The following is a 15,084-nucleotide window of genomic DNA, read 5'->3' as shown; positions in this document are numbered from 1 at the left end:
CCTTTAGCCGCAGCCGCCAGGCGGCTTCACAAACCTTGACAGTTTGACCAGTGCAGCGCGGTTAGACTTCGTGCATCCGCGCGCGGGGGCTGCTGCGCATTGCTCTTTAACGAAGCTCGCGCGTGCGCCGGGAAAGTGCGTCGGGGCAAAAAATCCGGAAAGCAGGATGGCATCAGGTCGTTTGCCAATGCGAGGTCGCATGGTTATTTGGCGGGATAACGTACCGACTGCAAAAGAATTGTGTTTGATCGGGCGAGACCATTCGATTCCAGAATGAGCAGGTGTCGCGTTGACAAGCGTAGGCAACTCGTGCGCAACAACAGAACGATATGGCTGTCGCGCCTTTGTGTATGTTTTGCCCAATCGAACGAGTTGAGGTTGGACGGTGACGAAATTTCAAAAATCATGGGCTATCACGGGTCTCTGCTGTTTCATAATTGCAGCGATTTCTGCGTGTGTTAATTTGATGTTCTGCAAAGACTACGACGGGGTTGTTCAGCCTGGCTTTATTACCTACGTGCATGTCGCAACGGCATTCGTTGGCGCAGGTTTGCTTGCCCGATTCATTCAGGGAAGTGGGCATCTGATAGACGAACCTGCTCCGGGCAAGGTGCTGGGCACGTACTTTATTGCTCGAGCAGGGGAATACGCTCGACATGTTCACGGCAAAAGCGCGTTCTTCTCGACCAGGCGAACGGCTCTGTTGCTCGGCTTCCTGATCTGTCTTATGTCGCAGTTTGTATTCGTTGCGGCGCCTGACGAACTCCATGGACCAGATCGCCATGTAGGCCTGTCTGCTATCCGCGCCGTACCTGCATGATCAAGGGTGGCCAATGGCATGTAGAGAATTCTATTTTTAGGGTGACGAACTTACTGGAATAAGATTTAAATGAAATTTGGTCGAACATGGTGCGTTGGTTCAATCAATGCGGGGAATGTCTTTTTTGCCGTTGGAATGCTCGGTTTGGGCAGGGCGTTCGAGATGTTTGACATGAACGTTTATTTTTGGCTGTCGTTCGGGATTGGAGTCGGCGCGTTCGCTATGGGATTTTTTTGTGTTCATTTTGGAACCCGACAGCTCGGGCTGCAACCTCTGCATGGGACTCCGGGTCGGCTGCCGGCTCGAACTGCCAGAGTACGAGCCGAATGAAATCTTTACTGCGACTAATCGTAACTGCCCCAGCAGTTTCTTTGCTGACCGCGGCATCCGGGATGTTCGGTTGTGCCGGCTTTGCGAATAGCGGGGGCGGTTTGGGTGGATTCAGTGCTGATGCTCGCTTCTGACGAAATCAAAATGAGAAAAACTAAGGAAGGAAAGTCCGAGCGCGGCTTAAGCGGCTCAATGGCGTTGAAACCGTTGTGCGTCGGGATTGCGCTTGCGCTGGCGCTCCCGGGCTCATATGCCGCGGGGATCGTCGCAGACGGTGGCACCGCGACAGGCGTTTTGACTGCTGCAAACGGTCACCAGACAGTTGCCATCGCGCCGCCAGTGGGCGGGGTATCGAACAACACATACCGTTCGTTTAACGTATCGTCTGCAGGCGCGGACCTGAATAACACGGGCATCAACGCTCGCACCATCGTGAACCAGGTGACGAGCACGAACCCCTCGCTGATCCAGGGGGCGGTCAATGTGCTGGGCCCTCGCGCTAACGTTATCCTGGCGAATCCGAACGGCGTGACCGTCGATGGCGGCAGCTTCATCAACGCGGGCCACGTCGTGCTCTCCACCGGTCAGGTCAGCTTCAGCGACATCACACTCGCGCCGGGGCAGATCCAGCGCGACGTCGTGCTGACGACGAACGGCGGTGCGATCACCATCGGCGGGGGCGGTCTTACGGGCACGCTCATCAACCTTGACCTCGTCTCGAAGCAGCTCGCGGTCAACGGCCCGGTCACGAACGACTATTCGAGTTCGACCGGTGGTATCCGCGCGATTACCGGCAACAGCACGACGACGTGGAACACCGGCTTCTCGCCATCCGACAACGGCCACGACTGGCTCGTTTTCCTGAGTTCGCCCCGCGTGCCGGGGGCGGGTTATGCGGTCGACATCACCCGGGCGGGCGGTCTTACCGCGGGCCGCGTGCAGCTCATTGTCACCGATCAAGGGGCGGGCGTACGCAGCCTCGGCAACATCTACGCGAGCGCGGGCGATGTCGTTGTCACGACGAACGGCGACGTGATGGCTGCGGACGGTTCGATCAAGGCCGAACACGACATCGCGATCACGACGCCCGGCACCGTGTCGCTGCACGGCGCGCAGATGAGCGCGGCGCACGACGTGACGGTGAACGCCGGCACGATCGCATTGAACGACGATGCCACCGGCCCATCGACGCTGAGCGCGCTCGCGGGTTCCGTCAACCTGACCAGCACCGGCGACATTACGAACACCGGCAGCGTCATCCAGGCGGGCGCGATCGCCGCAGATGGCAGCGCCACCGGCGGCAACGTCACACTCACCGCGAACGGCAACATCACGAACCGCTCCACCCCTGCGAATCTCGGCATCATCTTCGCTGCGAACGGCACGACTTCGCTGACAGCGCAAGGCGACATCACAAACGACAACGCCCGGATTCTCTCGAACCAGGACGTAACGCTCACCGCGCAAGGCGGCATACAGAACGTCATCGATCACACGAGCGGCGTCAACGACGGCACGCCCGTTGCCTACTCACACACCGGCGGCAGCTTCCTGTTCTTCACGCACGCGACAAGCGGCTTCGACGTCGACTACGGTACCGTCAATGACCCGACGCAACTCGCGTACATCGCATCGACCTCGGGCGCAGTGAAGATCTCCGGCAACAACGTGACTAACTCGGGCGGCATCATCCAGTCGAATGACGGCCGGATCAACATCAGCGCGAAAGACACCTTTACCAACGGCGCGGTGTTCTCCGGCCAGGCAAGCTATTCGCGCAGCTGCTGGATCTTCTGCCACTCGAGCGCATCGAGCGACGTCATGCCCTACGGCGGCACGATCCAGTCCGGCGCCGGTCTGTCGATCACCGCAGGCAACGTCGCGCGCAATCTCGGCGGCAACGTGTTCGCGATAGGCGATATCGACGTCACCGCGCCCGTCACCTACGCACAGGGGGTCACCGGCTATTCGGCGATCAATCAGGATCACGGCTTCAAGGCGTTCTTCGGCAGCACGTGGGCGCAGATCATCGCGAGCGACGTCGGCGGCGGTTTCAGCGCCGACGGCGCTGTGCATTTGACCGGCGATGCGGTCATCGACGGTGGTTCTATCAACGGCGTGAAGGGCGTGAGCGCCACCGGCACGATCACGACCGCGCGCGCACCGTCGACCACCCCTGTGCAGATTGGCCAACATCTGGGTCTGACGACGTGGATCGGCTACTGATGCGCAGGTCTCCACTCCGCGTCCGCAAGAGCATGACACTGGCTGCAGCAGCGGCGCTGCAGGTTGCCACCGCGATACCGTCGCTCGGACAAACGCCACCGCCTGCGTTGCCTGCGGGCACGCTAGTGCGCCCGGTACAGGACCCCGGTCAGCAACTGATCGACGAACAGCGTCAGCAGGCGCGGCAGCGGCAGCTCGCGCAGCCGCCTGCGTCGATCACTGTCGCGCCGTCGACTGAAGAAACCACACTCGACATTCCGGCTGATACCCCGATCGACGAGATCGTCGAAAAGGGCCCGACGTTCCAGGTCAACCATATCGTGTTGACTACACCCGGCAACAGGCCGTTCGTGTCTCCATCTGGTGTGCCGCAGGTGAAGCTCGACGCGATCGTCGCGCCGTTCATGGGCCACGCGCTCGGCTCCCATCGCATCAACATCCTGCTGAAGCGGCTGACCGACGCGTTCGTGGGTGCCGGTTACGTCACCACTCGCGCGCTGCTCGGGCCGCAGAACCTCGGCAGCGGCACCCTGACGATCACGATTCAGGTGGGCCACATCGGCAGCTATACGGTCAACGGCAAGCCGATTCAGCGCATCGGCGAGGGCGAGAGGTCCGCGGGCGGGGGCTGGCTCACGGATGCGGGCTACGGCAACGCATTCCCGGCTGCGCCCGGCGCGCCGTTGCGGCTGGAAGATATCGACCAGGGCGTCTCGCAGATCAACCGCCTGCGGCGCAACCAGGCGACGGTGCAGGTGCTGCCGGGGCAAAGCGTCGGCGATTCGGTCGTCGACATCAGTAACCGTTCCGGCGACGGCCTCTACTACAACCTCGGCGTCGATAACTACGGCAGCTCTGCGACGGGGATCACACGCTATCGCGCGGGCATCGAGGCGGACAACCTGATCGGCTTGCAGGAATCGCTGAGCCTGAGTTTCATCGACAGCACCGACAGCAACGCGCTGGTCGGCGCCTTCGCGGTGCCATTCGGCCGCCATACGTTCAGCTATACGTTGTCGGATTCGGAGTACCAGCAGGTGGTCGGCACGAGCGCGTTGCTTTACGGCCGCACACTGAGCCACATCCTCGGCTGGAACTATGCGCTCGATCGCACTCAGGCCGATATCGTCAACCTCGATGCGACGCTGTCGTGGCGGCGTACGGATCGCGAGGTCAACGACATCGGTCTCGATCCCGAACGTATTGCCGTGCTGCGCGTGGGCGGCAACTGGTTGCACAAGTTCGTGCTCACCGATGCGCCGGGCAGTGTCACGTTCGATGCCGGCATCTCACAGGGGCTGCCGTGGTTCGAAGCGGATCACAACGGGCAGGACATTGCGCGCGCCGACGCGCATAGCCAGTTCACGAAATTCGATGCGACCGCGACCTTCACCGTCCCGCTGCCTTCGCTCGGTCGCGCGCAACTCGCGTATCGCGGCGTGTTCGGCGGACAGTACACGAACGTCGCGCTGTACGGCTCCGAGCAGCTTTACATCGGCGGCATGGACACCGTGCGCGGATTCCGTTCTGGCGAGATCGCGGGCGATCGCGGTTTGTACTCGCGCAACGAACTCGCATGGGTCAATGCGCCCGCATGGCAGGATGGGCGCATCGAACCGTACCTGTTCCTCGATGCGGGCAAGGCGTCGCTTGTCGCGGTGCCGGGTTTTCCGTCGCTCGTCGGCGCTGGACTCGGCGTGCGGACACAGTGGCAATGGCATCGGCAACTGCTCTCTGGCGAATTGCTCGCGGGACGCGCGCTGACGCAACCGGCGGCACTCGGACCCAAGGCAACACTCATTCTTGGCACAATCAACTGGACCTACTGAACATACCGAGGACGAAACATGATCAAGGCAGAAAACATGAACAGGACTTTTTACAGAACGGTGCTTGCTACCGCATTGGCGCTTGGCTTCGGTGTTGCAGCGCCTGCATTTGCGCAGACGGCATCTGGACCTGTCTCTTCCCTGTCCGCCGGCACGATGGCTATCGTCAACGGCGTGGCGATCCCGCTGTCGCAACTCGACGAAGCCGTGCGGCTCGCCGGGCAGAAGGGGCATCAGCCCGATACGCCACAGCTGCGCCAGCTGCTCAAACAGCAACTGATCGCGCGCGAACTGTTCCGCCAAGGCGCAGAGAAGGCGCATTACGATGCGAAGCCTGAAGTGCAGCAGGCGATCAACGCGGCGAAGATCAACGCCGAGACGCAGCTGTACCTGAAGGACAGCATCCATCCGGAGCCGGTGACCGACGCTCAAGTGAAGGCGCGCTATGACGAGATCGTCGCGTCGCTCGGCAAGGAAGAGTACAAGCCGCGTGTCATCGCGGTCTCCGATCCGATGACGGCGGCGACCGTGGTCAGTGAACTGAAGGCGGGCAAGGCGTTCGATGTGCTGGCCCAGCAATACAGCGTTGCCCCCAGCAAGGCGAGCGGCGGGCAGTTGCCGTGGGTCAGCTTCAAAACACCTGTGATCGAGGGCAAGACGAACGGCCTGCCGCTGGCGGTCGCGCAGGCGATCACGCAACTGCCGGTCGGCGGCGTGACGTCGGAGCCGATACCAGCGGGCAATGCGCGCTTTATCCTGAAGCTCGACGCGAAGCGCCCGACTCAGGTGCCGGTGTTCGATCAGATCAAGGACACGGTTCGTCAGCAGTTGCAGGCACTGGCGTTCGAAAAGGCGGTCATGCAGTTCACGGGCGACCAGATGAAGCATGCGACGATTCAGCAATAGAGCTGGCGCTCCGATCGGCGCACCCGCTGTGGATGTGAGCGTGACGGTACGGGCAAGGGCTTTCGAGCCGACCGTGCCGTTCCAACAGAATGTGGCCAATGAAAATGGCCTGTTCAAGCCGAGGCCGGCTTCGACTTGACAGGCCCCGCGAAAGATGGCCCGCAAAAAACAAACGCTATTCGATGGGAACAGGGACCCGGATGCACGCAACCCGCCGCGCCTCCCCTAGCCAGGAAACCGCTTGCGGTTGCGCATCGCCGCATGCGTCGATCGCGGCGGGGCAGCGCGTGCGGAACGCGCATCCCGACGGCGGTTGCAATGGCGACGGAATCTCGCCTTGAAGCAGCACATGGCGTCGCGCGCGCTCGACGCTCGGATCGGGAACCGGTACGGCCGACAACAATGCACGGGTATAAGGATGCGCAGGTGCAGCGTATAACGCGCGTTTTTCGCCGAACTCTATCACTCGGCCCATATACATCACCATCACGCGATGGCTGATTGCTTTGACCACGGCCAGATCGTGTGCGACAAACAGCAGCGACAAGGACAGTTCACGCTGCAAGTCGCGCAGTAGATTGACGATCTGCGCCTGAATCGACACGTCGAGCGCGGACACCGGTTCATCGCAGATCACCAGTTGCGGTTCGCTGATCAATGCCCGCGCAATCCCGACGCGCTGACATTGCCCGCCCGAAAACTCATGCGGATAGCGCCGCGGATGGTGCGAATTCAGGCCGACGCGTTCGAGCATGGTCAGGACGCGAGCGCGCACATCGGCACGCGCGACATTGGGCCGATGCGTGATCAACGGCTCCGCGACGATCTGCTCGATCGTCATACGCGGATCCAGCGACGCCAGCGGGTCCTGAAAGATCATCTGCACGTCGCGCCGCAAGATCCCGAGGTCGCGCTTCGTGCCTTGCACGGTTTCGACGCCATTGAGCTTGATGCTGCCGCCCGACGCAGGCGCGAGTCCGACGATCGCGCGGGCGAGCGTGGACTTGCCGCAACCGGATTCACCCACCAGTCCGACAGTTTCGCCGCGCCGCACGTCGAACGACACGCCGTCGACAGCGCGCAGCGTGGCCTTGCCGGCCCACGGCAATTTGCCGCGCGGCACGCTGAAGTGCACTTTCAGTTCGTTCACCGACAGCAGCGGTTCGGTACCGTTCCAAGCGGAATGCTGGCTCATCGAACGGCCTCCAGAATGGCTTGAACCGGACGATGGCACGCGCGCAATGCACCGGCCAGATCGCTGTGCACGTCGAGCGATGGCACTTTGTCGCGGCAAGTATCGTCTGCAAACGAACAACGCTGTGCAAACGCGCAACCCGAGCCGATGTGCCCCGGCAAAGGCGGACTGCCCGGAATGGTTTGCAATGGACGGTCGTCGTCGTCGGAGATGCGCGGCAGCGCGTTCAGCAGGCCGATCGTGTACGGATGGGTCGGCGCGTCGAACAGCGCGCGCGCGTCTGCGTGCTCGACTGTGCGCCCTGCATACATCACCATCACGGAGTCGCACAAACCGGCGACCACGCCCATGTCGTGCGTGATGAGGACGATTGCCGTGCCGCGCTCGCGATTGAGTTCGCGCAGCAATTCGATGATTTGCGCCTGGACGGTGACGTCGAGCGCGGTCGTCGGTTCGTCGGCAATCAGGATTTCCGGCTCCGTCAGCAACGCCATCCCAATCATCACGCGCTGGCGCATACCCCCAGAAAACTCATGCGGATACATACCGATGCGGCGTGCGGCATCGGGAATCCGCACCGCGTCGAGCACCTCGATGGCACGCCGACGCGCTTCGCGACGCGACATCTGCTTGTGCAATTGCAGCGATTCCGTCATCTGCCGTTCAATGGTCAGAAACGGATTGAGCGCCGTCATCGGGTCCTGAAACACCATGCCGATCCGGTTGCCGCGAAGCTTGTTCAGCGCTGCGTTGTTCATCGTCAGCAGATCGCCGCCGTCTTCGCCACGATACAGTGCGGCGCCCGACGCGCTGCCGTTGGACGACAGTAAACCGAGCAGCGCCATCACGGTCTGACTTTTGCCCGAGCCCGATTCGCCGACGATGCCCAGCGTGCTGCCCGCGTCGAGCGAAAACGACACACGTTGGACCGCGTCGACCGGCGGCCCTTCGCGGCGCGTAAAGCGCACACTCAGGTCTTTCACTTCGAGTAGCGCCATGTCAACGATCCTTTGGGTCGAGCGCGTCGCGCAAACCGTCGCCGACGAAGTTCACGCAATAAAGCGTCACGCACAGCATGACGGCAGGGCAGAGCAGCAGCCACGGCATCGATTCGAGTTTCTGGGCACCGTCTTCGATCAGCACGCCCCAGCTTGTCATCGGCTCCTGGACGCCGAGCCCGAGAAACGACAGGACCGATTCCGTCAGCACGATCGAGGGGACCGTGACGGTGGCATACACGACCACCACGCCGATCAGGTTCGGCACGATATGGCGCGCGATGATGGCGCGGGTGCTGACGCCAGTCGCACGCGCCGCGTCGACGAATTCGCGCGAACGCAGCGATAGCGTCTGTCCGCGCACCACGCGCGCCATATCGAGCCATGAAAACGCGCTGATGGTCAGCACGACCAGATAGAATGCGCGGCCGAACAGCGTCATCATCATGATGGCGATCAGCATGTACGGAATCGCGTACATCATGTCGACGATGCGCATCATCACCGCATCGACGCGTCCGCCCATGAAGCCGGCTGTCGCGCCCCACGCGACGCCAATCAGTCCGGATACCAACGTGCCGAGCAAACCGACTTCGAGCGATACCCGGCCGCCCACGAGCGTGCGTGCGAGCAGGTCGCGACCGAGCTCGTCGGTGCCGAACAGATGCATACCGATCCGCGACGGCGGCAGACTGATCGACCCCCAGTCGCTGTCGACCGGATTGTTCGGCAGCAACAATGGGCCCGCAAAGCATGCGGCGACGATCAGCAGCAGGATCACCAGACTTGCAAATGCCGCGCGATTACGCAGAAAGCGCATGCAGGCAATCGCCAACGGTCCGCGCGAAGCCTTCGTGACGATGCCGCCGGACTGGCCGCCCGCGGACCCCGCATCGGTCGGCGGCGCGACGAACGCAGGCGCGGCCACGGTGAATAGACGAATCTTCATGTCAGTACCGGATGCGCGGATCGAGCCATGCGTAAGCAAGATCGACCAGCAGGTTAAACAGGACCGCGACTGCCGTGATCAATGCGACCAGACCGAGCACCAGCGTGTAGTCGCGATTGATCGCGCCGTTGACGACCAGTTGCCCGAGGCCGGGCAGCGCGAATACGGATTCGGTGACAACCGCGGCGGTGATCGACGAGATGCACAGCGAGCCGAGCAGCGACACGACCGGCATCAGCGCCGGTTTCAGCGCATGACGCAATACAACGGTTCGGCCGGGCAGACCTTTCGCGCGCGCGGTGCGGATGAAATTGCCGGACAGCACTTCGATCATGCTGCCGCGCATCACACGCGCAATCGTCGATACATTGATGACCACGAGCAGGACGATCGGCAAGACGCGGTAATGCCAGTCGCCGTCACCCCAACCGCCGGCGGGCAGCAGCCCCTGCTCGCCGCGCTTGATCAGGATCGCGAAGACCCACACCAGCATGGGGCCGAGAATGAATGGCGGCACCACGCTGCCGAGATTGCCGAGCAGCATGACGCCGTAGTCGATCACGCTGTTGCGGAACACCGCCGCAATGGTGCCGAGCGCCACACCGATCACCAGCGCGATCGGCACCGCAATGCCGCCGACGCCGAGGCTCACCGGTAGGGCTTTCCACACCAGTTCGCTGACCGACCAATCCGTGTAACGGAACGACGCGCCGAGATCGCCGTGCAACAGCGAGCCGATGTACAGCAGATACTGCTTCCACAGCGGCTGGTCGATGTGATATTTCGCGTCGAGATTGGCGAGCACAGCTGCGGACAGATGCTTCTCCGAATCGAACGGGCCGCCGGGCGTCAGGTGCAGCAGCAGGTAGCAGGCGGTGATCACGGCGAGAATCGTCGGGATCGCCCATAACGCGCGGCGCAATGTATAAGCCAGCATGGCGAGGCTCCTTGCGCTCAGTGCTTGATGATGTACATGTCCTGCGATTGACGCTGGTCGACGTAGTTGGTCGGCGAATAGCCGCCCACATACGATTTCACGAGCCGCACCGCCGAGTACTGGAACATCGGAATCAGCGGATAGTCGTTCATCGCGATATCGTGCGCCTGCGTCAGCATCGAGGTGCGCTTCGCTTCGTCCATCTGCTGGTTCGCCTGATCGATCAACGCATCGACCTTCGGATTGCAGTAGTGCTGGTCGTTTTGCACGCTGTTGCAGCGGATCAAATCGAAGAACGACATCGCGTCGTTGTAGTCGACGAACCAGCCGTCGCGCGACGCCTGCACCTTGCCGTCGTGGCGCATTTTGAGCAGCACGCGGTTCTCGACGTTTTCGAGCTTCACGTTGACGCCGAGCTTGGTGCGCCATTCCGAGGTCGTGAACAGCGCGACCTTCTTGTGCAGGTCGTTGGTGTTGTATGTCAGCGTGAACGTCAACGGCTTTGCATCGGAATAGCCCGCCTGTTTCAACAGGTCTCGCGCGGTTTGAATGCGCTTCGCCATCGGCCACGCGGCCCAGTCGGGCTGGAATTGCGCCGCGCCTTGCGTGCCTTTTGCAATCAGGCCGTACAGCGGCAACTCGCCGCTCGCCGTCAGTTTCGACGTCAGCAGGTTGCGGTCGATCACCATCGATAGCGCCTCGCGCACGCGTTTGTCTCTGAAGGCCGGGTCGGCGTTGTTCAGCGAGTAGTAGTAGGCGGCGATAAACATCCCGCTCTTCAACTCGGAACCGAACTGCTTGCTGACCTGGCTATAGATGCCGGACGGGATCGAATACGTGTAATCGAACTGGCCGGCCTGATACATCCGCATTGCCGTTTCGTCGCTTTCGATCGGCAGATAGGTGACTTTCGTGATCACGACCTTGCTCGCATCCCAGTACTTGTCGTTTTTGACCATCACGAGACGGTTGCCCGGCTGCCAGTCGCTCAACGCATACGCACCGTCGCTGACCATGTGGCCGGCCCGGGTCCACTCGTCGCCGTATTTCGCGACCGTCGCGCGGTTCACCGGCGCCATCGTCGACATGGCGGTCAGTTGCGGAAAGAACGCGGTCGGGTCTTCGGTTTTGACCTCTAGCGTGTACGGATCGACCGCGCGTACGCCGAGACTGGAGAGCGGCGCCTTGCCCGCCAGAATGGCCTTCGCATTCTTCACGAACTCCACCAGGATGGTGTATTTCGAGGCGGTTTTCGGATCGACCACGCGTTGCCATGAATAGACGAAATCGGCGGCCGTGACCGGCTCGCCGTTGCTCCAGCGTGCGTTGTGGCGCAGTTTGAAGATCCATGTATCGGGCGCGCTGCGGCTCCACGATTGCGCGACGCCCGGCACCACCGCGCCGTCGGCGGCGATGCGCGTCAAGCCTTCGAACAGGTCGAGTCCGATGGTATTCGCGGCCCAGGATTCGATATGCGCGGGGTCGATCGATTCTGCCTCGACAGGCGTTTGTCGCGTGAGCTCTTGGCTGGCTGCGAGCGTGACGCCGGGCGGGATCGTCACGGCGTGGGCGGGAGAGAGAAGGGCGAGCGCCAACGCGGCCAACGCCGCCCGGGTGGCGTGAATCGGTTTCATTGCGTGTTTCAAGTGGCATCCGTAAAGCAAAAAAGCTGGCGGTGCACGAGGCACCGCCGCCAATCCTCTTCAACAACGAAGAAGAGGCAAGAGGAGACCTACGCTCCTGCGATAAAGCCCGCTGTGACGATCAGAAGCGGTAGCTCGCACCGATCTGGAAGAAGCGGCCCAGATTCGTGTATAGCGACTGGTCGTAGCCGGTGATGTCCGGCGTGGCTTGCCACTCCACGTCGAACGGCGGCGCCCTGTCGAAGATGTTCTGGATGCCACCATAGATCGTCCAGTTCTTGAAGCCGCGATACGTCATCATCAGGTTGAACTGGCTATACGACGCCACCGAACCCGTGCCACCGTCGCCGAACTCGGCCGCCACCGCGTTGGTGTACGGACCCGTGTACTGCCAGCTCAGCGTCGTGGTCATCTTGCGGTAATCCCACGTCAGGTTCGTGTTGCCCTTCCAGCGGGGATTCGACGCACCGAACGGTTGCAGCAGCGCGAGGTTGTTGCCCGCGAAGTCCTGCGTTGCAGAGCCCGGGCTGTTCAGCTTGAAGTGCCACACGTACGCCCAGTCGCCCGACAGCGTGAACGTGCCGTACTTCGTGCCGACCGACTTGCGGAAGTTCATATCGAAGCCGTCGGTGTCCAGCGAGCCGAGGTTGATGAACTGTTGCGCGATGTAGCGGACCGTGCCGTCGGGATTGCGCACAACCCTTGACGGGTCGTTGGCATCCAGCACGGCATTCGGATCGTCGGTACCGATTACGCCGTCGATATGAATCTTGTAGAACGCTGCACCGATATCGGTCGACGTATCCGGCGACAGTTCGAAGCCGATGTTGTAGTTCTTGGTGTGCTCCGGTTGGAGGTTCGGGTTGCCGTTGACCTGTTCCGTCGTGAAGTGCTTGGTCGGCACGCCACTCGGGTCGTTGGGGTCGACGAGGTTTTGGTGAGACAGGTAGGTTGCCTGCGAATTTTCGACCAGCGTCGGCGCCCGGAAACCACGGCTGTACGACGCGTACGTCGTCAGCATCTGGACCGGCTGGAAGCGCAGCGCGAAGCTCGGCGAGAATGCACCGCCGAAATCGCTGTAGTGGTCGTAGCGGCCCGCTTGCGTGAACGTCAGGTTGCGGATGATCGGAATTTCGATCTGGTAATACGCGGCCGCGACGTTGCGTTCACCGTCGACGGACTGAATGTTCGCCGGTACGACGATCCCTTGCGAGGAGTACGTGCGCGCGTTGATCAGCGAGCTTTCGTGACGGAATTCCGTACCGAAACCGATGCCGACTGGACCGCCCGGCAGGTTGAACAGATTGCCGGTCGAGGTCTTCGCCGTCACGCTGTCGATCTTCGAGATCGCCTGCTGGTAGTCGTTCTGGAACAGACCGTTCAGACCGTTCGGCGTCGATGCGGGGTTCGCGAAGTTGTAGCCGCCGGTCGGGCCGAGGATGTTTTCAGCCGCGGCCGTGTTGATCATGTTCGAGTACGTCGTGTCGACCGTGCTCTGCGAATGACCATAGTCCACCGACCAGTCCCAGTCGCCGATCTTCGCCGTGGTGAACGAACCCTTCACGCCCGTCGACGCCTTCCAGAACGTCGATACCGTGTCTGCGCGCTGCGCGACGCCCGGGAAGGTCAGGTTGATCGGCGTATCGACACCGTACGGGTTGTACGGATTGAGCGCCGACACCGTGCGGTCGAGTTGCGACACCGAGCCGGTCACCGGATTGAACACGTTCGACGTGCTGCTGATGGCCGGGCTGCCGAAATACTGGACCGTCTCGTTGCGGCTCGCCCACAGGTCGGCGTAAGCCTGTATGTCGTCGTTGATCTTGAAGGTGCCACGCACCTTCGCGTTCATACGCGTCGTCTGTGGAATAAGCGAGTACGTGTTTGCGTTCTTGTACACGCACGATGCGCCCGCCGCGTTAGTGCTGCCCGGAGGGCATGGGCTCAACGCGGCCGTCGAGCCGTCGGGCAGTTGCCAGAATGACTGCTGATTCGGACCCAGAGGACCAGCCGACCCACCTGGGAACTGACTGAAGTCTTCGTTTTTGGTCATGTCGCGCTGGTCGAGCGTCGAACCGGAATCGCGATAGTAGCTGGCGGCTGCCGTCACGTTGAACCGATCCGAGTTCAGGTCGCCGAAGCCGCCGAGCACGCTGAAGTTGCCCTGACCGTCACCCGGATGCTGTGCCTTGCCGAGCTGCCCGTCGATCTGAAGCCCCTGGAAGTTCTTCTTCGTGATGATGTTGACCACGCCGGCAATCGCGTCGGAACCGTAGGCGGACACGGCGCCCGTCTTCACGATTTCGATGTGATCGACGATGTTCAGCGGGATCGTGTTGACGTCGAAGAACGTGTCGGTGAAGTTCACCGCCTGTGCGTAGTTCGCGACGCGTTGGCCGTCGACCAGCACCAGCGTGTACTTCTCGGACAGGCCGCGCAATGCGATCCCCGAGCCGCCCGGCGCCGTGCCGTTCATCGTGGTGGAACCCCAACTGGACGCGGAGTTGGCAGACATGCCGCGCAGGAAGTCGGCCACGGTCGTGTAGCCGCTTTGCTGGATCTCCTTCGTTGTGACCGTCTGAACTTCGACGTTGCCCGTCTTGTCCGATGTGCGAATCAGAGAACCGGTGACTTCGACTCTTTCGAGTTTGCTGACGGCGGGGGGCGTTGCCGCTGGCGTGCTTGCGGCAGTCGGAACCGCCGCTGTATCGGGTTGGCTTTGTCCGTGTGCCAGCGGTACGAACGCCGCGGTCAACACCAGCTCGGCTCCGATGATTCTTTTGATGGCCGAGGCCAATCGCTTCTGTTTCACTTGCGCTCCTTCTTGTCGTTGAGGCCACTTCCGTTGAACGATCACGCAAACGCAGGCGCGAGTTGCGCATGCGCTGCCGTGCGTTGAGGTCAGCGAGTTCTTCGCTGTCGGGCGCATCCCCGCGCCGTCCCGCACATCCCGTCCAGGGTGCGTCGTCGATCGTGTCGGACGCGCGCCTTGGTTTTGAAGCGAGCGCAGCAAGAGCATGAGATATGCCAGGCGCGAGGCCGCGGACTGTGGTGATGCCCGCGAGCCCGCGCCGGAAATACTTCAAAGCGATTGATTTGCTTAGGAATTCAGACTTACCAAAAATTTCCTTTGGACTTGTTCGCGCAAATGGAAGGCGTTCTCGCGCGTAACAGATCGTAAATAAAAATTCATTAAAAAAATATGCGACGGCCGGCTTTCATGGAATTGCAATTGGTGCAGAGTTCGCACC

11 protein-coding genes are annotated in these 15,084 nt (G+C 61.6%); 4 read left to right on the top strand and 7 right to left on the bottom strand.

The features are described 5' to 3' along the window. The first annotated feature begins 385 nt into the window (after positions 1–385). Positions 386–820: a hypothetical protein gene (locus BJG93_RS32030; RefSeq protein ID WP_154671693.1), complete on the top strand. Its 435-nt coding sequence runs from the start codon at positions 386–388 to the stop codon at positions 818–820. A 99-nt stretch (positions 821–919) separates the two neighbouring features. On the opposite strand, the gene BJG93_RS32025 is transcribed toward BJG93_RS32030, so the two are convergent. Then, positions 920–1,099 (bottom strand): hypothetical protein, encoded by a 180-nt coding sequence (locus BJG93_RS32025; protein ID WP_154671692.1) that lies wholly within the window; start codon positions 1,097–1,099, stop codon positions 920–922. A gap of 243 nt (positions 1,100–1,342) precedes the next feature. On the opposite strand from BJG93_RS32025, the gene BJG93_RS32020 reads away from it, so the two are divergent. From BJG93_RS32020 to BJG93_RS32010, 3 genes are read left to right on the top strand one after another with little or no spacing between them, the layout of a single operon-like run. Then, positions 1,343–3,376: a two-partner secretion domain-containing protein gene (locus BJG93_RS32020; RefSeq protein WP_051374191.1), complete on the top strand. Its 2,034-nt coding sequence runs from the start codon at positions 1,343–1,345 to the stop codon at positions 3,374–3,376. Between the two features lie 32 nt (positions 3,377–3,408). Further along, positions 3,409–5,205 (top strand): ShlB/FhaC/HecB family hemolysin secretion/activation protein, encoded by a 1,797-nt coding sequence (locus BJG93_RS32015; protein WP_051374190.1) that lies wholly within the window; start codon positions 3,409–3,411, stop codon positions 5,203–5,205. Between the two features lie 36 nt (positions 5,206–5,241). Then, positions 5,242–6,111, top strand: coding sequence for a peptidyl-prolyl cis-trans isomerase (locus tag BJG93_RS32010; protein ID WP_027194482.1), 870 nt, complete (start codon positions 5,242–5,244; stop codon positions 6,109–6,111). A gap of 175 nt (positions 6,112–6,286) precedes the next feature. Here BJG93_RS32010 and BJG93_RS32005 read toward each other — a convergent pair whose 3' ends face one another. From BJG93_RS32005 to BJG93_RS31980, 6 genes are all read right to left on the bottom strand, one after another. Then, positions 6,287–7,306: an ABC transporter ATP-binding protein gene (locus BJG93_RS32005; protein WP_027194481.1), complete on the bottom strand. Its 1,020-nt coding sequence runs from the start codon at positions 7,304–7,306 to the stop codon at positions 6,287–6,289. Further along, positions 7,303–8,304: an ABC transporter ATP-binding protein gene (locus tag BJG93_RS32000; protein ID WP_027194480.1), complete on the bottom strand. Its 1,002-nt coding sequence runs from the start codon at positions 8,302–8,304 to the stop codon at positions 7,303–7,305. The genes BJG93_RS32005 and BJG93_RS32000 overlap by 4 nt, the downstream gene beginning before the upstream one ends. 1 nt (position 8,305) lies before the next feature. Beyond that, complete coding sequence (locus tag BJG93_RS31995) at positions 8,306–9,253, bottom strand: ABC transporter permease (RefSeq protein WP_269217475.1); 948 nt, start codon at positions 9,251–9,253, stop codon at positions 8,306–8,308. A gap of 1 nt (position 9,254) precedes the next feature. Next, positions 9,255–10,190 (bottom strand): ABC transporter permease subunit, encoded by a 936-nt coding sequence (locus tag BJG93_RS31990; RefSeq protein ID WP_027194478.1) that lies wholly within the window; start codon positions 10,188–10,190, stop codon positions 9,255–9,257. Positions 10,191–10,207: 17 nt separating this feature from the next. Next, complete coding sequence (locus tag BJG93_RS31985) at positions 10,208–11,824, bottom strand: peptide ABC transporter substrate-binding protein (protein ID WP_027194477.1); 1,617 nt, start codon at positions 11,822–11,824, stop codon at positions 10,208–10,210. Between the two features lie 130 nt (positions 11,825–11,954). Beyond that, positions 11,955–14,645 (bottom strand): TonB-dependent receptor plug domain-containing protein, encoded by a 2,691-nt coding sequence (locus BJG93_RS31980; RefSeq protein ID WP_027194476.1) that lies wholly within the window; start codon positions 14,643–14,645, stop codon positions 11,955–11,957. Positions 14,646–15,084 lie beyond the last annotated feature (439 nt).

The organism is Paraburkholderia sprentiae WSM5005, assembly GCF_001865575.2.
Classification (GTDB): domain Bacteria; phylum Pseudomonadota; class Gammaproteobacteria; order Burkholderiales; family Burkholderiaceae; genus Paraburkholderia; species Paraburkholderia sprentiae.
Note: the sequence above shows the minus strand (reverse complement) of the source record. Positions and strands in the feature narration are given on the sequence as shown.